The 20,235-nt window shown below is 32.2% G+C and carries 20 protein-coding genes; 7 read left to right on the forward strand and 13 right to left on the reverse strand.

Going from position 1 to position 20,235, the window contains the following annotated elements; genetic code table 11:
* Window positions 1–38: 38 nt before the first annotated feature.
* Window positions 39–818 (reverse strand): DeoR/GlpR family DNA-binding transcription regulator, encoded by a 780-nt coding sequence (locus tag ACHRVX_RS06175; protein ID WP_395330325.1) that lies wholly within the window; start codon window positions 816–818, stop codon window positions 39–41.
* Between the two features lie 190 nt (window positions 819–1,008).
* On the opposite strand from ACHRVX_RS06175, the gene ACHRVX_RS06180 reads away from it, so the two are divergent.
* A complete protein-coding gene (locus ACHRVX_RS06180; RefSeq protein WP_395330327.1) occupies window positions 1,009–3,312 on the forward strand; it encodes a family 20 glycosylhydrolase in 2,304 nt (767 codons plus the stop codon).
* 47 nt (window positions 3,313–3,359) lie between these two features.
* Here the strand turns inward: ACHRVX_RS06180 and ACHRVX_RS06185 are convergent, their stop codons facing one another.
* The 4 genes from ACHRVX_RS06185 to ACHRVX_RS06200 form a co-directional block, all read right to left on the reverse strand.
* A complete protein-coding gene (locus tag ACHRVX_RS06185) occupies window positions 3,360–4,379 on the reverse strand; it encodes a hypothetical protein (protein ID WP_395330329.1) in 1,020 nt (339 codons plus the stop codon).
* Window positions 4,380–4,490: 111 nt separating this feature from the next.
* Window positions 4,491–5,237, reverse strand: a complete 747-nt coding sequence (locus ACHRVX_RS06190) for a succinate dehydrogenase/fumarate reductase iron-sulfur subunit (protein ID WP_072964183.1) — start codon at window positions 5,235–5,237, stop codon at window positions 4,491–4,493.
* Between the two features lie 95 nt (window positions 5,238–5,332).
* On the reverse strand, window positions 5,333–7,333 hold the full coding sequence (locus tag ACHRVX_RS06195) for a fumarate reductase/succinate dehydrogenase flavoprotein subunit (RefSeq protein ID WP_395330331.1): 2,001 nt from the start codon (window positions 7,331–7,333) through the stop codon (window positions 5,333–5,335).
* 11 nt (window positions 7,334–7,344) lie between these two features.
* The gene (locus tag ACHRVX_RS06200) at window positions 7,345–8,010 is read right to left on the reverse strand and encodes a succinate dehydrogenase cytochrome b subunit (RefSeq protein ID WP_395330333.1); all 666 of its coding nucleotides are present in this window, start codon (window positions 8,008–8,010) and stop codon (window positions 7,345–7,347) included.
* A 362-nt stretch (window positions 8,011–8,372) separates the two neighbouring features.
* Between ACHRVX_RS06200 and ACHRVX_RS06205 the strand changes: the two genes are divergently transcribed.
* Window positions 8,373–9,734, forward strand: coding sequence for a hydroxymethylglutaryl-CoA synthase family protein (locus tag ACHRVX_RS06205; protein WP_395330335.1), 1,362 nt, complete (start codon window positions 8,373–8,375; stop codon window positions 9,732–9,734).
* 211 nt (window positions 9,735–9,945) lie between these two features.
* Here the strand turns inward: ACHRVX_RS06205 and ACHRVX_RS06210 are convergent, their stop codons facing one another.
* The 3 genes from ACHRVX_RS06210 to ACHRVX_RS06220 form a co-directional block, all read right to left on the reverse strand.
* Entirely contained in the window at window positions 9,946–10,125 is a 180-nt protein-coding gene (locus ACHRVX_RS06210) for a hypothetical protein (protein WP_395330337.1), read from the reverse strand.
* Between the two features lie 520 nt (window positions 10,126–10,645).
* Window positions 10,646–11,203 (reverse strand): hypothetical protein, encoded by a 558-nt coding sequence (locus ACHRVX_RS06215; protein ID WP_395330339.1) that lies wholly within the window; start codon window positions 11,201–11,203, stop codon window positions 10,646–10,648.
* A 100-nt stretch (window positions 11,204–11,303) separates the two neighbouring features.
* Window positions 11,304–12,044: a LytTR family DNA-binding domain-containing protein gene (locus tag ACHRVX_RS06220; protein ID WP_395330341.1), complete on the reverse strand. Its 741-nt coding sequence runs from the start codon at window positions 12,042–12,044 to the stop codon at window positions 11,304–11,306.
* A gap of 228 nt (window positions 12,045–12,272) precedes the next feature.
* On the opposite strand from ACHRVX_RS06220, the gene ACHRVX_RS06225 reads away from it, so the two are divergent.
* A complete protein-coding gene (locus tag ACHRVX_RS06225; protein ID WP_395330343.1) occupies window positions 12,273–12,458 on the forward strand; it encodes a hypothetical protein in 186 nt (61 codons plus the stop codon).
* Window positions 12,459–12,540: 82 nt separating this feature from the next.
* On the opposite strand, the gene ACHRVX_RS06230 is transcribed toward ACHRVX_RS06225, so the two are convergent.
* Window positions 12,541–12,978 carry a GNAT family N-acetyltransferase gene (locus ACHRVX_RS06230; RefSeq protein WP_395330345.1) on the reverse strand — a complete coding sequence of 146 codons (438 nt, stop codon included), beginning with the start codon at window positions 12,976–12,978 and terminating at the stop codon, window positions 12,541–12,543.
* A 15-nt stretch (window positions 12,979–12,993) separates the two neighbouring features.
* Complete coding sequence (locus tag ACHRVX_RS06235; RefSeq protein ID WP_395330347.1) at window positions 12,994–14,349, reverse strand: polymer-forming cytoskeletal protein; 1,356 nt, start codon at window positions 14,347–14,349, stop codon at window positions 12,994–12,996.
* A gap of 190 nt (window positions 14,350–14,539) precedes the next feature.
* On the opposite strand from ACHRVX_RS06235, the gene ACHRVX_RS06240 reads away from it, so the two are divergent.
* Window positions 14,540–14,950, forward strand: coding sequence for a helix-turn-helix domain-containing protein (locus ACHRVX_RS06240; protein ID WP_395330349.1), 411 nt, complete (start codon window positions 14,540–14,542; stop codon window positions 14,948–14,950).
* 120 nt (window positions 14,951–15,070) lie between these two features.
* On the opposite strand, the gene ACHRVX_RS06245 is transcribed toward ACHRVX_RS06240, so the two are convergent.
* Entirely contained in the window at window positions 15,071–15,520 is a 450-nt protein-coding gene (locus ACHRVX_RS06245; protein ID WP_395330351.1) for a hypothetical protein, read from the reverse strand.
* Window positions 15,521–16,492: 972 nt separating this feature from the next.
* Here ACHRVX_RS06245 and ACHRVX_RS06250 point away from each other — a divergent pair.
* Window positions 16,493–17,785: an aminopeptidase P family protein gene (locus ACHRVX_RS06250; RefSeq protein WP_395330353.1), complete on the forward strand. Its 1,293-nt coding sequence runs from the start codon at window positions 16,493–16,495 to the stop codon at window positions 17,783–17,785.
* A 442-nt stretch (window positions 17,786–18,227) separates the two neighbouring features.
* Window positions 18,228–19,004: an alpha/beta fold hydrolase gene (locus ACHRVX_RS06255; RefSeq protein WP_395330355.1), complete on the forward strand. Its 777-nt coding sequence runs from the start codon at window positions 18,228–18,230 to the stop codon at window positions 19,002–19,004.
* A 79-nt stretch (window positions 19,005–19,083) separates the two neighbouring features.
* Here the strand turns inward: ACHRVX_RS06255 and ACHRVX_RS06260 are convergent, their stop codons facing one another.
* Both ACHRVX_RS06260 and ACHRVX_RS06265 read right to left on the reverse strand, forming a co-directional pair.
* On the reverse strand, window positions 19,084–19,458 hold the full coding sequence (locus ACHRVX_RS06260; RefSeq protein WP_395330357.1) for a hypothetical protein: 375 nt from the start codon (window positions 19,456–19,458) through the stop codon (window positions 19,084–19,086).
* 19 nt (window positions 19,459–19,477) lie between these two features.
* On the reverse strand, window positions 19,478–19,798 hold the full coding sequence (locus ACHRVX_RS06265) for a hypothetical protein (protein ID WP_395330359.1): 321 nt from the start codon (window positions 19,796–19,798) through the stop codon (window positions 19,478–19,480).
* Between the two features lie 289 nt (window positions 19,799–20,087).
* Between ACHRVX_RS06265 and ACHRVX_RS06270 the strand changes: the two genes are divergently transcribed.
* Complete coding sequence (locus tag ACHRVX_RS06270; RefSeq protein WP_394774896.1) at window positions 20,088–20,231, forward strand: hypothetical protein; 144 nt, start codon at window positions 20,088–20,090, stop codon at window positions 20,229–20,231.
* The last annotated feature ends 4 nt before the right edge of the window (window positions 20,232–20,235 follow it).

Genomic DNA, 20,235 nt, shown 5'->3' on the forward strand with positions numbered 1-20,235 from the left:
ATTTTGGTTTAATTTAATATTCTCAACGGATATTAATATTAAATAAAAACTAAACTTGGAACTGCCTTTTTATACGATTGTAATTTTTCGTTGTTTGGATCAACTTCTGTGACAACGTAATCAACCTCAGATAAGTTGGCAATTTTCATTTTTAGAACTGTATCGAGTTTTTCAGAAATAGTCAGAATTGCTGTTTTTTCAGAAGCCTGAATCATTGCTTTTTTTACCTGAACCGTTTCCCAATCAGAGTCTGAGAAACCACCTTCAATATCAAGAGCATTGGTTCCTAATATTAATAAGTCAACTTTAATATTCGCCAATTGGTTATAAACATCTCCGCTCACACACATTTGGCTGTATGAAGAAATGCTGCCGCCAATCATAATAATTTTAACGTTGGGTTTATCCAAAAGTTCAACAGCTGATAAAACCGTAACAGTAAAAATGGTAAGATTTAGATCATCAGGAATCAATCTAATGAATTCGCGAATGGTAGTTCCTCCGCCAATTAACAAAACCATTCCGTCATGAAGCAGACCTAACGTTTTTTGCGCAATGATTTGTTTTGATTCGCCTGCATAAGTTTGATTATTGGCCGAAGAATGGTGATAGGCTTTTGTCATCGCACCACCTTTTACCTTAATCAATAAAGATTCTGATTCAAGTTCATTAATATCACGTCTGACAGTATCTTCTGAAACAAATAATTTTGCCGAAAGTGTTTCAAAACTTACACGAGTATGCAAGTTTATCTCTTTTAGAATAAGATTTTTACGCTCTTCCTTGGTGTAATTCACCACTTCATTCTCAGTATTCATGCAAATATGTTTTTGTTGGAACAAATGTAAACAATAAATGCAATATTATTGCGAAACAAATTACAACGCAAAGTGATAAAAAAGTTAATTACGCTATTTTAAAGACATTTAAAGACCAATATGTTTTGCAAAAAAAACGCAACCTTAACATACAAAACATAAATTTGTTTAACAAACCAAAAAAGCAACCATGCACAAAAGTATATTTCTCTTTTTGATATTCTGTTATTCCTTTGGGAACGCTCAAACTTCTTCGGATAATACCACTATAATTCCTGCTCCAAATTCGTATAAAGCAACGGGAGATAGTATTCGTTTAAACGGAAAAATAAAAGTTGTTTTTGAGAATAATAAAGTTAGTCCCAGGGAGCAAAAAACAGCAGCTATTTTTGAGTCGGCTATAAGCTCGAATACTTCTAACAAAAAAAGCAACATTGAAGTTTTATTCATTGCTAAAAATCCATCAACATCTTTAAAAAAAGAAGCATATAAAATTGTTATTACTCCCAAAAAAATCACCGTTACCGGAAGTGAAGAAGGATTATTTTACGCCGTTCAGAGTCTTTTGCAGCTTTTGCCCAACAAACCAAAAAATCAGGAAATAAAATTGCCTTGCGTAATTATAGAAGATGAGCCCAGGTACAGTTATCGCGGGCTTCATCTGGATGTTTGTCGTCATTTTTTCTCTGTTGATGTTATAAAAGATTTTATCGCACAAATGTCCAGTTATAAGCTAAACAACTTTCATTGGCACTTAACTGACGATCAGGGCTGGAGAATTGAGATTAAAAAGTATCCTAAATTAACCGAAGTAGGTTCTAAAAGAGCACAAACATTAGTGGGAAATAAATTCGAAAGATCACCCTATTTTTTTGACGGAAATCCGTACGGAGGATTTTATACCCAGGAAGAAATCAAAGACGTAGTGAAGTTTGCCGAAGATCATTATGTAAATATTATTCCTGAAATAGAAATGCCCGGTCATGCAACAGCAGCAGTTACCGCTTACCCAAATCTATCCTGTTTTCCAGACAGAAATTACAAAGTAGTTGAATATTGGGGTGTTTTTGAAGATATCTTTTGCGCCGGAAAAGAAGAAACATTTGTTTTCTTAGAAGATGTTTTGACGGAAGTTATGGCTTTATTTCCAAGCAAATATATTCATATTGGCGGAGACGAATGCCCAAAAACAAGATGGAAAGAATGTCCGAATTGCCAAAAAAGAATCGCAGCGTTTGGCTTGAAAAACGAACATGAATTACAAAGCTATCTCACTACCAGAATAGAAAAATTCCTAAATGCAAACGGAAGACAAATTCTGGGCTGGGATGAAATGCTCGAAGGCGGATTAGCACCAAACGCAGCTGTAATGTCATGGCGAGGCGAAGCGGGCGGAATTAGTGCTGCAAGACAAAAACACAATGTAATAATGAATCCTGAACAAGTTTTATATTTAGATTATAATCAGGGATATTCACCAAACGAACCTTTAACAATTGGAAGATTAACGACTGTTGAAAAAATATACAATTACAATCCAACGCCGGTGGATAGTTTAACCGTTGAGGAACAAAAATACATTATGGGCGTGCAATCTAATCTTTGGTCAGAATATTTGACAAGTCCTGCTAAATTAAATTATATGATTTATCCGCGAGTTTTTGCTTTAGCAGAAATTGCCTGGACGGAACCTCAGAATAAAAATTACAACAATTTTATTTTGAACAGAATTCCGCACCATTTAGAAAAACTGGAAGCACAAAAAAGATTGTATAAAGTCCCAACACCTTTTGGGTCAAATGAAACTGCTTTAAGTACCTCAAAATATGTTTTGGATCTAAAACCAACAATCAAAAACGGTCAAATTTTTTATACGATAGATGGCTATAATCCAGATGAAACTGCTGAACTTTACACCAAACCGGTAACGATAAACATTCCGAAAGGAGAATTTAGAATTATAAAAACAGTTCAAATCAGCCCAAGCGGTCGAAGAAGTTCTATCAATAAAATATTGGTTCGAAATCCGGAATTAAAATCGGCTTTAGCTGTAAAACCAACCAAGAAAGGTTTGAAATTTAATTATTATACCGGAACCTTATTCCAGCAAGTAAAAGATTTAGAATTAGTACAACCTGTAAATTCAGGGATTTTTGAAGGCGCCATAAGCAGTGAAAAATGGAAATCAAAAACAGAGCGTTATATCGGCATAAAATTCGACGGATACATCTATATTCCGGAAACGGCAAATTACACGATTTCAACGCTTTCAGATGACGGATCGAAGCTTTTTATCGACAATGAATTAATTGTGAATAACGATTATATTCATTGGCTCAATGAAGCATATGGAGCCGTGAAACTCGAAAAAGGTTTCCATAAAATCAATATCAGTTATTTTGATCAGATTGGAGGAACTACTTTAAACTGTTTTATCCAGCAGGAAGGAAAAGAAAAACTCGAAATAAGCGCTTCACAATTGTATTATCAATAAAAACAAAAGACGCATTTGCCATAGCGAATGCGTCTTTACTGTTCAATTTATTTAGATATTGCTTTACTAATATTTTTAAAATCGTCATCCTTTAAATTATATGCAAAACCTGCACCATAAAAATAATAAACCGAAATCCCTGTTTTAGCACTAACAACGTCTAAATATTTATTTCCGTTCATACTTACATATCGCAAATAGAATATATCTTCGTTACTAATAATCTTCTTTTCTAAATCTTCGTCCTTAATAAACTGATATTTGTATTTGTAATCTTCTACAAGCTTTTTAAGATCCTTTTCATCTCTAAGTTTTTCAGTTCCTTTCCATGGATTATATTCCATCATATAAGCTTCCGGGACATAAAGTGTAATGTCTTTTAGATTTTTAACCTCCGGAGTGACAAAATCATCGTAAAGTCCGGAATGTCCCCCTTCACTGATTATTTTATTTATTTGCTGAAAATAGTTTTTCAACATTCCCAAATTAGTATTTGTAAAACTTTGTTCTGTATACATTCTATCGTACAAACTAGCAATTTTATCATCTGATCTGGCTCCTGCCATCGCGTCTACTAAAAATTTATTATTAACGCTAAGCGGGAATCTTGCGATATAAGTTAGATGTTCTCTGAAAAGCCCACCCAATTTTCTATTATATTTCTTATCATCTGCTTTTAGCTTAGCAAATCCTTTATCGAATTTTTCTTTATCCAAAATTCGTATGGCAAAATTAGTATGAATATAAACAGTGCCTTTTCCGCTTATAGTAATATCTCCAATGAATTTTGCAATTGAATATTTACCATCAGAATAATCTTGCATTACAAAATCTTTAAAGTCAACAACCTTATAAGGAGTAACGGTCCAGACTTCTTTCAGGATTTTTTCATAATCTTCTTTTTTATTCAATTGAGGCAAAACAAAAACTGTTGTTGTACTTTTAAATTTTTCCAGTTCTCCTTTTTCAAAGGGATCATTTGCGCCACGTTCAGAAGCAGTTACTGCTACCTGAGCATAATTTTGAACGCTTAAGGCAAGCATTACAATAAGTAAAATTCTTTTCATTTAATAAGATTTGTTTTTGGTGTATATTATTTTTAGGTGCGGTAAAAATAGTACAAAAAAAACGCATTCAACTTAATGAATGCGTTTATATAAACTAAATATAATATTTAATTATCCTTGTAAGCTTGCTGATAAATACTCACGGTTCATACGTGCTATATTTTCAAGAGAAATACCTTTAGGGCATTCTACTTCACAAGCTCCGGTGTTGGTACAGTTACCAAAACCTTCGTGATCCATTTGGTGAACCATGTTTAATACACGATCAACAGCTTCGATCTTACCTTGTGGTAATAATGCATATTGAGAAACTTTTGCAGCAACGAACAACATTGCCGATGAGTTCTTACAAGTTGCAACACAAGCTCCACAACCAATACAAGCAGCAGCATCAAATGATTTATCTGCATCGTGTTTATTTATCGGAATTGTATTGGCATCAATTGTATTTCCTGAAGTATTTACCGAGATAAATCCTCCTGCGTGTTGAATTCTGTCAAAAGAACTTCTGTCAACCACTAAATCTTTAATTACCGGGAATGCTTTTGCTCTAAATGGCTCGATAAAAATCGTATCACCATCTTTAAACATACGCATGTGTAATTGACAAGTTGTTACACCTCTGTCTGGTCCGTGCGCTTCTCCGTTAATGAATAAAGAACACATTCCGCAAATTCCTTCACGACAATCGTGGTCAAATGCTACCGGCTCTTCTCCTTTATTGATTAATTGTTCGTTAAGAACATCAAGCATTTCAAGGAAAGACATATCTGGTTCGATTCCGTCGATTGGGTAATCAACAATTCCCCCTTTATCCTGGGCGTTTTTCTGACGCCATATTTTTAATGTAAGTTTCATACTGTTTTAGTTTGAAAGTCATAAAGTCGAAAGTCGAAAGTCGCTTGACACATTTTGCCTTTGGACTTTAAGACTTTGGGCTTTCGACCAAATTCTTATTTGTAGCTTCTTTGAACTAATTTAATGTTTTCGTAAACCAGAGGTTCTTTGTGTAATACGGCATCACTTGGTTTTCCTTTGTATTCCCAGGCTGCAACATATGCAAAGTTTTCATCATCACGAAGTGCTTCTCCTTCTTCTGTTTGGTATTCTTCACGGAAGTGACCTCCACAAGATTCATTACGGTGCAATGCATCTTTTGCGAACAATTCTCCTAACTCTAAGAAATCGGCAACACGGGTCGCTTTCTCTAATTCCTGATTAAATTCGTTTGCGCTTCCAGGAACTTTTACATCTTTATAAAACTCTTCGCGTAAAGCGGCAATTTCTTCGATAGCTTCAGTTAAACCTTTAGCATTACGAGCCATACCTACTTTATCCCACATGATTTTTCCTAATTTTTTATGGAAATAATCTACAGAATGAGTTCCTTTATTATTGATAAATCTGTCGATTTGATCTTTTACTTCTTTTTCTGCTGCTACGAATTCTGGTAAATCTGTAGAAATTTCTCCCATTTTAATATCCGGAGCTAAATAATCTCCAATAGTATAAGGTAATACGAAATATCCATCAGCTAAACCTTGCATCAAAGCAGAAGCTCCAAGTCTGTTTGCTCCGTGATCAGAGAAATTAGATTCTCCAATTGAGAAACATCCAGGAATTGTAGTCATTAAATTATAATCAACCCATGTTCCACCCATTGTGTAGTGAACCGCAGGGTAAATCATCATTGGCGTTGTATAAGGATCTTCATCGACGATTTTGTAATACATCTGGAATAAGTTTCCGTATTTACTTTTCACGATTTCAGCTCCTAACTTCGTTACCAAAGCTGCATCATTAGCGTCTAAACCTTTTACGAAAGCTTCTTCAGTTCCGTAACGTTTGATCGCTGCTGCGAAATCTAAGTAAACTGCTTCTCCGGTTTTGTTAACGCCAAAACCAGCATCACATCTTTCTTTTGCAGCACGAGACGCTACGTCACGAGGTACTAAGTTACCAAAAGCAGGATATCTTCTTTCTAAGAAATAGTCTCTCTCAGCTTCAGATAAATCAGTTGCTTTTTTCTTTCCTTCACGAATCGCTTTTGCATCTTCTTGTTTTGCAGGAACCCAAATACGACCGTCATTACGCAAAGATTCAGACATCAAAGTCAATTTTGACTGGTGATCTCCTGAAACCGGAATACATGTTGGGTGAATTTGTGTGTAACAAGGGTTTGCGAAAAACGCTCCTTTTTTATGAATTTTCCAAGCTGCTGTTGCGTTACTTCCCATAGCGTTTGTTGACAGGAAAAATACGTTTCCGTATCCTCCGGAACCCACTACTACCGCGTGAGCAGAATGTCTTTCTATTTCTCCTGTAACTAAGTTACGAGCAATAATACCTCTTGCTTTTCCGTTGACGATAACAATATCAAGCATTTCGTGACGGTTGTACATTTTTACTTTTCCACGACCAATCTGACGGTTCATTGCAGAATATGCTCCTAACAATAATTGTTGACCTGTTTGTCCTTGTGCATAAAAAGTACGGGAAACTAAAGTTCCTCCAAAAGAACGGTTATCTAATAATCCACCATATTCACGAGCCAATGGCACCCCTTGAGCCACACACTGGTCAATGATATTAGCAGAGACTTCAGCCAAACGGTGAACGTTTGCCTCACGTGCACGGTAATCTCCACCTTTTACAGTATCATAAAATAATCTGTAAACAGAGTCACCATCACCTTTATAATTTTTTGCTGCATTGATACCACCTTGTGCCGCAATAGAGTGCGCACGTCTTGGTGAATCCTGAAAGCAGAAAGCTTTTACGTTATATCCCTGCTCAGCCAAAGTAGCCGCAGCTGAACCTCCAGCCAAACCTGTACCAACAATGATAATATCTAAATTACGTTTGTTTGCCGGGTTTACTAAATTAATATGATCTTTATAATCTGTCCATTTGTCCGATATTGGGCCATGTGGAATTTTTGAATCTAATGCCATTATAATTGATATTAATTATTGAAATGATGAAATAATGCGATAATTACGAAAAGTGCCGGTACTACAACGGCAAAACCGTAACCTACTTTACTTAAAAATCTTGAGTACTTATTGTGCATCCCCATTGATTGAAGAGATGAACCGAATCCGTGCCAAAGGTGAAACCCTAATAACACAAATGATACACAATATATTCCAGTACGAATTGGATCATGAAATTTATGAACTAATTCTCCATAATACCTTGTAGCATCTGGCGCAGCACCTGCAATATATTTATAATTAACCTCCGGAAACCAGAAATCGTAAAAATGCAATCCTAAGAAAGCCAAAATAACCAATCCAGAAATAATCATATTTCTAGAACTCCATGAAGCATTTGCAGCTCCATTGTACTTTGCATAAGCAATTGGTCTTGCAGCAGTATTTTGAGCAGTCAGTACAAATCCCATAACAAAATGAAAGATTACTCCGATTGCCAAAACTGGTTGCATTACATATTGAATCAGCGGATTGTATCCCATAAAGTGAGATGCTTCGTTAAAAACATTTTCACTAATAATAGAAATAAAATTTAAGGAAACATGCAGCGCTAAAAACGTGATTAAGAATATTCCCGAAAGAGCCATAGCCACTTTCTTTAAGATGGAAGCATTCAATAGTGCAGATTGTGCCATAAGTGTTTAAGTAGTTTGTTTTAAAAAATTACACAAAAATAACTCAATTAACAAAGAACTACAACCATTTCGTTGTTATTTATAATGATTTTAAAATACAATATCCATAAGTACTTCTACGTAAAAAAAACAACCAACACCACTTAAATTTATTATAAAAATCTATAAATGTACATTTTAAAGAAACAAATTAGCAGAATCATACCTAATCCGGATCGTCTCAAAAATTTATCATATTAATATTTTAAGTAAACTTTTAATTTGTTTTCTTCAAAAGTGTCATTGTTCACCATTTTAATAGATTTAAAAAGTTGTCATTCCATAACATAATTTTACCTTTATCGGCTTCAAAAAAAATGATAATGAAAACAGGAATTGACGCTATCTCTTTTGATGTAGCCAACATACATTTACCCATAAAAACTTTGGCAATAGCCAGAAATATTGAACCCGAAAAATTAGAAAAGGGCCTCGGATTAATCAAAATGACTTTACCGGACATTCATCAGGATGCTGTTGTTTTTGGAGCAAACGCTTTAACGAAACTTATTCTTGAAAACGAAATAAACCTAAACGAAATCAGCCGGATTTACGTGGGAACTGAAAGCGGAATCGACAGCTCAAAACCAATCAGTTCTTTCTTAATTAGTTTAATGGAACAGAAATTTGGAGAAGATTCTCTTGCCGAATGTGATGTTGTCGATTTTACTTTTGCCTGTATAGGTGGTGTTGACGCCCTGCAAAACTGTATTGATTTTGTAAAACTGAATCCCACTAAAAAAGCAATTGTTGTGACAACAGACTTTGCAAAATACGACTTAAACTCTACCGGAGAATATACACAAGGCGCAGGAGCTCTTGCAATGCTTGTTACTTCAAACCCAAGAATCATTGCTTTTGATGAAAATTGGGCAACAAGTACAAAAGGTGTTTTCGATTTTTTTAAACCGTTCAGAACTATCTCAAAAGAACAGATTACACAAAACGAAAACAACGATCCGTGGTTTGATAACTTAGAAACAGAAATCGAAATACATAAAGACCAACCGGTTTTTGACGGTCAATATTCGAATCAATGCTATATGGATCGTACACGAAATGCGTACTTTTCGTTTAAGAAACTAAAAAATACTACCGAAACTTTATACAATACCTGGAACAGCATTATTATGCACCTTCCCTATTCTTTTCAGGGACGCAGAATGTTATCTGAAATTTATGCTTTAGATCACGCTGATAAAATTATTTTAGACAACATAGAACCTGCGGATTACCAAACTAAAATTAGAGAAGTTGGAAAATCTGATGAATATAAAAAGTTTGTAACTGAAAAATTACAACCTGCCGAATTAGCTTCGTCTTTAATAGGAAACCTTTATACAGGATCTATTTTCATGGGATTATTATCGACTTTGGCTCATTATTACGATACAAAAACAGAAGTTGCCGGAACTAAATTCGGTTTCCTGGCTTATGGAAGCGGATCTAAATCGAAAGTTTTTGAAGGAACAATTCAAACAAACTGGCAATCGGCTTTATCCAAAACCAAACTTTTTGAAAACTTAAAAGAAAGTGTAGAAATTGGTTTTGAAACTTATGAAAATCTTCATAAAAAAGAACAAAAACAAAGCATCAGAACTCCTAAAAACGAATGGGTTTTAGATCGAATTGAGAAAGAGATTCCTAATTTAATTGGAGCGAGATATTATAAATGGATTGATTAGGAAATTCCAAAATTTTTAAGTTCAAAATTCCAATAAACACAAAACCGAAGCAGAATTGCTTCGGTTTTGTGTTTATTAGCGCGGAGTTTGTCATTTCAACGAAGGAGAAATCCTCGTAAGTAGCTCTATTCTTAAAGCCAATCTTTGTCGAGCTTATCGCGAGGATTTCTCCTTCGTCGAAATGATAAAAAGCTTACTTAAATTAAAGATTTCAATCCTTTTTATGTTGCTCTGTATAATTCTGTTTCCCTTTAATGGATTGATCTTCTGTATTCATTCCGTTTGCCATTCCTAACATAAAAGCGGTTATTACCACAATAAGTTTTCTTTTTAACCAATAAAGTGGTCGCTTAGATTGCTCTAAACGTGTTTTGTTTGTGTGTTTATACATTTTGAAAATGATAAATGATTAGACATTATTTTATCATCGTATGCGTTGAAGCGCATAAATACTTAGAAATTTTTCTAAGCGTTGTATAAACTTTTACGGTAATTATTTGAAGTGATTATTTCGTTTACAAAAACAGATTGTTTTATAAATGAATTTATTTTTTGATAAAGAAATATTCGCAGTTTTAGAAAAACCCGAACCTGAAAACTATAAATCTGTTTAAACTCAAGAAAATTTAGCGGAATTAAAAACGCAGTTTTTATTTGGGAAATAAAAGAATTGAATACGTATAAACGAGAAGCTATAAAATCTAATTCTCTTTTTAAAACTACAAACGAAGATTGATAATAATCTGCTGATTTTGACTGAGAATTAAAAGTACCATCATTTGCAATCAGGACAAAAACCAGAAAGAGTGAAATGAGATATTTAAAATATTTATTCAAAAGTGCTATTTGGATTTATATTTTTCCGCAAAACGAAAATACGAATAAAAATAAGAATTTCAGTTTATTAGTATTTATTCAATCGCTCCTTTTTCTTTATTTCTGTAAAGCAACAAACCCAATCCCAAAACAAAAATCAAACAACTCAACAACATATAAACGCCATTTTTCAAAACAAAAAACGAAAATCCTATTGCTGGTGAAGCAATAATAACCATTAAAGAACTTACTGTATTTGTTTTAATAGAATTCAAAGCATGAATAGAAAGTCCGACAAATAATAATGACGGACCAACAATAACAAAAGGATATATTATAGAAGGTGTATTACTAATTTGCTGACTTAAAGCTTCTCTAGCGATTTCATTATTTCCAAAACTTGACATTATAAAATCAATTGTACAAAGACCAATATGGGCAATAACGCCCAAAGCCGTTATAAACGAAGCTGTAGAATTCAATTTATTTTCAGGAAATACATCATTAAACGAAAGCAATAAACACGCGCCAATTAAATTAAACCAATGTGCAAAATCAATTGGCGTTTGAAATTCCGGCAAAACTTTAGAAAACAATAAATAACTGGAAATAAAAAATAGTAATCCAAATGTGCAAAGATGTTTTGGTTTCATAATTAAGTTTTAAATTAAGAAAGCAAAACTAAATCATGAAACTTGGCCAGATGCCAATATCATTGACTTAGGTACAAAATGCAAAGTTTTAGGTACGAAATTATAATACTAACAAAGCATCCTTATAATTTTTAGAAACCGGAAGTTCAATTTGAGTCAGAATGATTGTGTTTGTATTTCTCCAGGATTTAAAATGCAGGGGATTTATTAAATGGGAACGATGAATTTGAACCAAAAAAGAAAAATCTTCCTGAACTTTTTTAAGCGAAGACCGAATTATTTTTGAACGAAGCCGATTGTTTTCAGTATAAAAAATCTCTACGTAATTTTGGGCATTCGAAATGCAAACCAGGTCAGCTTTTTTTATTTTCAGAATGTCCAGTTTATTTTCTCCTTTAAAAGTCAGAATATCATCTTTTACCGGAATTAATTTTATTAAATATCGCCTCGCCAGAATAACTACAGGAGTTAAAATCAAAGCGACTTTGATAAAAATTATCGAAAAAAATTCTGTGAAATTATATCCACCTTTTAAAATTGGACTTTTATAATAACCAAAAATTCCAACTAAATAGATCAGATAAAAAAATAGAATACTTAGTATTTCCAAGCTAATATTCCATTCTTCTATTTTTTTGTAAAGTATATTTTGGAGAAAACTAAGAATCGCATAACACAAAAATGCCAGCAAACTAAACCCAAAACTCATTAAAAACCAAGACCTTAAATTTAAAGTTCCGTCATCAAAAGGTTTTATAATAATGGCGAAAATAAAAATCCATAAACTAATAAGAATCCCAACTATTAAATGATGTTTTATGGACGGATTTAATTCTTTCATCTTTTTTAAAGCAATTTTGAATGTACAATATTAGAATAAAAACACAAAAAGAAAGGAAATTACCTCAAATTTATCTTCAAAAAAAAGAAGGTTGCAGATTCTCAAAAAAATCAATTAGAACTGTAAATTTATATTTTTGTAAGTTTTTATTTAAAAAATAATTTGTAATTTTATCAAAGTCGTATCCGAAAAACTTATAGAGTAGGAAAACCCAAAAAACAAATTACTATGAAAAATTTCCAAAAATTATCAAAAGAAGAATTGAAATCAATCAATGCTGGTAATGGTACACCCTGCGTACCATACCCAATATGTGAAGGTGAAGAAAAAACTTTTTTAACAATAAACTCATGCGGTTGGTACATATACCAAACATCAGGAAAAGGTCACTGCATGGAATATGGACTATCATAACAAAATAATCAATAATTTATTAAAACTGCTATCTATAAGATCGCAGTTTTTTTTATGCCTAATGTTTTCATTTCCGGAAAATTCACTTATAAATTGTAAATTTATTATGTGTTAAACCAAAACCCAGATTCTCATAAATCATCACATTTTCAACTCGCCGTTTATTTGTAGTAACTTCAATACTTTTCAAATTATTTCGATCCGCATAGTCTATTATTTTTTCTATCAATTGTCGACCAATGCCCTTGCCTCGATAATTTTTATGAATAAAAAACTCCTGAATTTCTCCCACTAATCCGCAATGATGCAAAAGATTTTGGGTATGAAAACTAATAAAACCTACACCCTCTTTCTCAATTTCGGCTATTAAATAAAAATTCTTTGGGTTCGAAATGTTTTCATGAAAAATTTCCCTGAATACTTCAAAATCTAAAACTTCATTTTCAAGTTCGTTTATTGCTTTGTAAACAAAATCTAAATCTTGTTTTATAACTTTCCGAATTTTTACATCTGATTTCATAACTTTTTTATACTTTTAAAAATACGCATTCAAATCAAGACGCTCAAACTTCACTTTGTATTTCTCAACGTATTTATTCCAATTTGTTTTATGCTTTTCATTATTGTACATTAAAGCTGCATGATCAACAACTTCTTTACTAAAATGATTTCCAAAAACGGCATCCAAATATTGAATTCCGGAATCAATTACCCGTTTTAAAACCGACACTTTATCTATTCCGTTTTGTTTGCAAACTTTATCAAGCCATAAACCTTTGCCAATTTTTACATATTCTTCCAATAAACTTTCAGAAATAAATTCAGACGGAACATCATTTATATTGGGTTCGTTTTTACCATTTTTAAAGACGGTTAAAATCAATTCTTCCGAATAAAATTCACTTGGAATCAGCGAAATCAACGTTCCGCTTTGAGCCGCTGTATAACAAAGTTCTCGTGTTATAAACTGATCACGAATTTTCTGAATTGCAAATCCATTTTTAGTTACCAATTTTTCGCAAAGTTCTGGCGTAATAAACTCCTGATCGACATAATCCAAAGCATGAAATGTAATTTTCAAAGCCAATTCAAACAATTCTGCGGTTTTAAATTGAGGCGGAACTATTTTTAAATCTCTATAATTTGACTTTACCCTATTTTCCCAATATTCATAAGTTTTCGCAGACGGATTATTTTGTTTTAAAACCAATTCTCCAAGTTCTAATTCCCTTTTTAATTCTTCAAAAGTTTCTATCAACTCATTATTAAGATATTTTCGCAATTCAATTGAGATACTATTTTCGCCAGAATCCTCATCATATACACATTCATTTTTCGAATCTAATTCATCTGTTTTATCATTGTAATAAAACAAGTTATTTTTTCGCTCTGAAAACGTTGTATAATGATCGTCGACAATAAAAATGGGAGATTCAATAATCCCGGAACATTTAAAATTTCCGTGATTATAGGATGTCATCACCAATTCTTTGGCTTTGACATTTCCTTGCATTTCAACATAAGCACCGCCTAATAATAAACTTTGGCAAGTAACATTTCCAGTAATAAAAACATACGGTCCATAATCTCCTTCGGCATTTATTATGGTTCCGGTTGTACAGAAATTTCCGTTTATTAAAATCCCCTCGATTCGTATGGAATCCATTTCTTTTAATGACAGATTCAATATATTCGAAAGCCATTTTTTTTCTTTATCCTCATAAAGATCCAAATAAAAGTCGCCTTCGAAATTTACATTTTCATTCGAAACTAAAAAGAAATCCTGATCGTCCCATTCGTCAAAATAATCAAATCCTTCCTGATCGATTAGAAAGGGGAATTGCGATTTTACGTCTTTTATTGTTATTAGTTTAAAACTTGAATGCTGCATTTTATTTTTATTAATCTAAACTGATTTTTTTCTACTATCAAGATTACGCAATTCTATTATAAAAATCAACAAGAGTCAGAAAAATTGTATTTTAGGCCATGAGAAACAAATCGCAAAATGTATTTCACAAACAAAGACTTGTTTCCTACCGAAACCAAAAATGTAACAGAATTTTAAATATCTTTGAACTATGAGCACAGATACAAAACCAAAACATATTGGGCGAAACATTAGCCGAATCAGGGAACTTAGAGATATGAAACAAGACGCACTTGCAATTGCAATGGGTGTAAGTCAGCAAACTATTTCTATTATTGAAGGAAGTGAAACCGTTGACGACGAAAAACTAAAAACAATAGCCGGACTTTTGGGCGTTACTCCTGATGTTATAAAGAATTTTTCGGAAGAAGCCGTTTTTAATATTATGGGAAATACATATGACAATGGCTCATCAACAATAAATCATAATAATTGCACATTTAATCCTCTTGATAAACTTCTTGAAGCTTTTGAAGAGAATAAAAAGCTTTATCAACAATTAATTCAGGCTGAAAAAGAGAAAGTTGCTTTTTTAGAGAAATTGTTGAGCGAGAAAAAATAATTTCTACGAAAGATATATTTATAGAAAAACCGAAGTTTGATTGCTTCGGTTTTTTTTATCTTATAGATTAATGATTTTATTGATTTACTTATTACTAAAAATATGAATTATAAATTCGTATTAATCGTGATTTTTATCTTTTTGATTAATATCCGTTAATTCAAATAAATTAAATCCCGTAAGATTTTCATCTATTTTTTTTAATGCATCTAGATTTACGTTTGCCTTTTTAAGGATTTGTAGTTTTAGTTTACGTTGTATTTCAAAATCTTTATTCATAAATTTAACTCTTAAAAAAAGCCTTTCATAGTTACTATAAAGAGATAGAAAATAAAAAAAAGGAATACTTAAAACAGTAAGTAAAATTGGTAAAACTAATGCATTAAGATTATGAACGCTTAGAATATTTTCATTATAAAAAATAAATTTATAAATAGCGAAAATAACATAAAACAAACCAATTAATGCAATAATTCCTTTGGTTAATTTAAAGACAGGCTTATATTGATCTTTGTTTTCTGAAATTAAATTCATTAAAAAAATAAAAGTGAAAACTGGAATAATAATCATTTCTGTAATAAAACTAAAAGTATAAAAATTCAGAAAAAATTCTAAGAAAATAATTAGTTTAAAATTATTCTTTAGAACCTTTAAAAAAAATGATATTTCTTTTGCTTCGTTTAATTTAAAAAATGACATTAACCCAATACTAAAAAACCAAAACAGAGTATCTTTTAGCAAAGTAAAATTCCAAACATAATAATATTTCAAAAATAAAACCATACATAATGTATAAAGAATGAGTAGTAAAACTGTAGATAAAATTTTTGTTACAAAAAATGATTTTACAACTTTAAATCCCGAATGCCTAACTTCCTTTTTTAAATTTATTACAACAAGAATAATTATACCCCACGTTATTGTTGCTAATTCACGATTTGAAAATATTTCTTTGAGCTCATTCATTACCTACTTTTTATACAATAATAAATTAATAAGCACGAATATACAAAACAGCTATTTAAACCCGAACATCTCGCGAAAATCATATTCGCGTGAGGGATAGAGGCGGTATCCTTTTATGAAGTGGAACGGAATAAAAGATATAGCCGAAAGCCCGACCCGGAGGGGCACGCCATTATTAAGATTCTGAGGATCTGAGAATCTAAGTTGCTGAGTTTTCTCAGTATTGTCATTCTGAGGAACGAAGAATCGCACTAGAAACTCGACAAAGATTGGCGATTCTCTTTTTGGAGTTTCTAGTGTGTTCTCTCCTTCGTCGAGATGACAAAACTTTGCGTTTATTAATCTTTGTCGAGTTACTTGCGAAGATTTCTCCTGCGTCGAAATGACAAGATTATGTAAGATTTTGTGCCTTCACTTCCGATAATATCTCCATTTAATAGAAAAACTTTGTGCCTTAGCGCCTTGGCGGCAAAAGGCAAAAACCCAAACAAATAAGAAAACTTTAATAATTCAATTATACGCCACTTCTTCAAAAATCACTAATTTTGAAATTCGAAGTTCAAAAATTAAGTTATTATGAAATATCATCAAATAAACAGCGCTCTTTTTGTAAAAAATCGCAGAAAATTCACGGCAGAAATGAAACCTAACAGTGTTGCCGTTTTTAACTCAAACGACATTTATCCGGTTAGTGCTGATAGTACTTTGCCATTTGCGCAACACAGGGATATTTTTTATCTGAGCGGAGTTGATCAGGAGGAAAGTATTTTACTTTTGTTTCCGGATGCGCCTTACGAGAACCAAAAAGAAATGCTTTTCCTGAAAGAAACTAACGATCATATTGCTGTTTGGGAAGGTGAAAAACTAAGTAAAGAACGTGCTTTTCAGGTTTCAGGAATTAAAACGGTTTATTGGTTGCAGGATTTTCATAAAGTTTTGAACGAAATGATGACCTATGCAGATACAATGTACATTAACACAAACGAACATTACCGTGCAACAGTAGAAACTGAAACTCGCGAAGCTCGTTTTGTAAAATGGTGGAAAGAGCGTTATCCTGCACATAATGTTGCGAAAAGCAACCCTATTTTGCAACGCATTCGTTCTGTAAAAGAAAGCGAAGAGATTGATTTAATCCAGAAAGCTTGTGATATTACTGAGAAGGGTTTCCGTAGATTATTGCCTTTCGTGAAACCAAATGTTACCGAATATGAAATCGAAGCTGAACTGGTTCACGAATTCATTCGTAACCGTTCTAAAGGTTTTGCTTATACGCCTATTATTGCTTCGGGAAATAATGCGAATGTTTTGCATTATATCGAAAACAATCAGCAATGTAAAGCCGGAGATTTAATTTTATTAGATGTTGCGGCAGAATATGCTAATTACTCCAGCGATATGACAAGAACAATTCCGGTTTCGGGAAAATTTTCTGATCGTCAGAAAGCGGTTTATAATGCAGTTTTGAAAGTTAAAAACGAAGCGACAAAAATGTTGACTCCGGGAACACTTTGGAAACAATATCATGTTGAAGTGGGCAAAATCATGACTTCGGAATTACTTGGTTTGGGCTTAATTGATAAAGCCGATGTTCAGAACGAAAACCCTGAATGGCCAGCTTACAAAAAATATTTCATGCACGGAACTTCTCATCATATGGGTCTTGACACGCACGATTATGGTTTACTTCACGAACCTATGAAAGCGAATATGGTTTTTACGGTTGAACCTGGAATTTATATTCCTGCAGAAGGTTTCGGAATCCGCTTGGAAGATAATGTGGTCGTTCAGGAAAAGGGAGATCCTTTTAACCTAATGCGCAATATTCCGGTTGAAGCAGATGAAATCGAAAGTTTGATGAATTCCTGAGAGACTAAAAAAGAAGAAAGATTATAGAGAAAGACGGCTGACAGAAATGTTAGCCTTTTTTTTACCATATAATTGATATCAGTTCATTTTAGTTTTAAAAATAGTCATTCGGCAACTTTAAATGAACTTATATCACTTATATGGTTTACTATTTTTTATGCTTAGTTTTCTCTAAAATTGAGCTGAATAATCGTCTATAAACTAAAATGAACTTATATCACTTATATGGTTTAATATTTTTTCCTTAGTTTTCTCTAAAATTGAGCTGAATAATCGTCTATAAACTAAAATGAACTTATATCACTTATATGGTTTAATGATTCATGTTTTTATGTTTCCTTTAAATGAACTGAATAACTTATAATTTTAACTCGAATGAACTTATCTTTTTTATATGGTTTAGGGTTTTCTTATATTTGTAATTCAACTTTAAAACATCATTTTGAAAAATATCCAATATAAAAACACGAAAATATCTTTTACTGATTCCGGCGAAGGAACTGCGATTGTATTGCTTCACGGCTTTCTGGAAAATAAAAAAATGTGGAAGGAATATGTTGATCTTTTCTCCGAAAATTATCGCGTTATCACAATAGATTTATTGGGTCACGGCGAATCTGATTGTTTAGGATATGTGCATTCTATGGAGGATAATGCAAATGTTGTACATGAGGTTTTAGATCATTTAAAAATCGAAAAAGCAACTGTTTTAGGTCATTCTATGGGAGGTTATGTTGGTTTGGCTTTCGCCGAATTATTCCCGAAGAACATTAATAAATTGGTTTTATTAAATTCCAGCTCAAAAGCAGATAGTCATGATAAAAAAATAAATCGAAATCGTGCCATAAAAGCAGTAAAACAAAATTATGTGAACTTTGTAAGTCTGGCGATTGCCAATTTATTCAGCGAAAACAACAGAACAAGATTAGCTGATGAAATTGAGAAAGTAAAAATTCAGGCTTTAAAAACACCTTTGCAAGGAATTGTAGCTTCGCTTGAAGGAATGAAAATCAGAAAAGACAGAGAATCATTATTGAAACAGGATTTATTTCCTGTATTACTGGTTTTAGGTAAAAAAGATCCTGTTTTAAACTATGAGGAAAATATTGCTCAAATAGAAAATACATCTGCAAAACTGGTTTCTTTTGACGATGGACATATGAGCCAGATCGAAAACAAGGAAGAATTAAAAACTGTTTTATTAGATTTTTTCGAATAAAATCAGTTTTACTACAAAAAGCAAAAAAGGCCGTTCAAAAAATTTTGAAACGGCCTTTTTCTCATTATTGGGGGCAAAATTATAGTTTTGAAATAATGTCTTTTTTAAATTTAGCTAAAGTTGCTCTTGTTAATCCAAGGTTTGCTTTATTTGAATCAACTGCTAAATAAATAAAATATTTACCATCCTCAGATACATCTATAATATGTATTTGATCTGTAAGTGTAATTAAGATATCATTGATTTTTTGATCTAATCCTAAAGCTTTAATAGCGTTTAATTTTGCTTTTACAACTTCTAAATTATAAGCAGATGCTAATTCCGGGTCAAAATCTGGATTTAGAGAAAGTGAGCAATAAGACATTCCTGTTTCAACTTCGGTTACTGAAACGGCAATAAATCCATTTACATTCTCTTTTAAATCGTTTTGAAAATTCTGTAAAAAATCTGACATGTTTTAAATTTTAGTTTAATTAATTATTGAAAACGGTATCCATTTTGCGTAACAAAAGACCCATTTTGCTTATATCTTTAGAAAGCAGTGCAACACAGTTATCATCTTCGTCTTTATTAGCGACTACAATACCATCTTTATTTTTAATCATTACCTGTTTAAGATCTCCGTTATTCACATCTTCAGACATCTCTAAACACATTTTTAATATCATCCCAATCATTGCAGCCACGTTTCCATCATACTCTAAATTAACCGATTCCAACAAGATTCCATCTATGTTAAATGTTAACCCAGATTCAGCTCCAGTTTCCTCGACAAGTGTATTCAAATCTATCATATTGCTATTATTTCATTTTTAAGAAGGTTCAAAGATATTTTAATAATATATTATTGCCTGATAAACACTTGTTAAAAAAAAGTTGCCCGTAACCATTTGAATTACTTTTATTTATCCTATAATGTTTCTTTATTTTTTAAATAAAATTTGTAAAAAAGAACAATAAAAAAAGTGGAATTGTTTGAAAAATTTGGATTCTGTTTGAGATATGTTAATTCATATCTTAACACTTGTAACAAACAGCGTTTACTGGGAGTTTTTCATAACTTTGCAAAAAAAATTGAACGATATGAAAACTGTTGACGAAGTACGTTTTGACCTAAATGTAAAATTAATGAAATTTAGAAGGTTTCGTTTTGAAAACGGAAGTATAAACAATTCTAACTTACAAGAACAAGCAAAAAAAGGATTTTTCAAAAAAATCTTTAGTTAGAAAA

The organism is Flavobacterium sp. FlaQc-47 (assembly GCF_044006475.1).
GTDB lineage: Bacteria > Bacteroidota > Bacteroidia > Flavobacteriales > Flavobacteriaceae > Flavobacterium.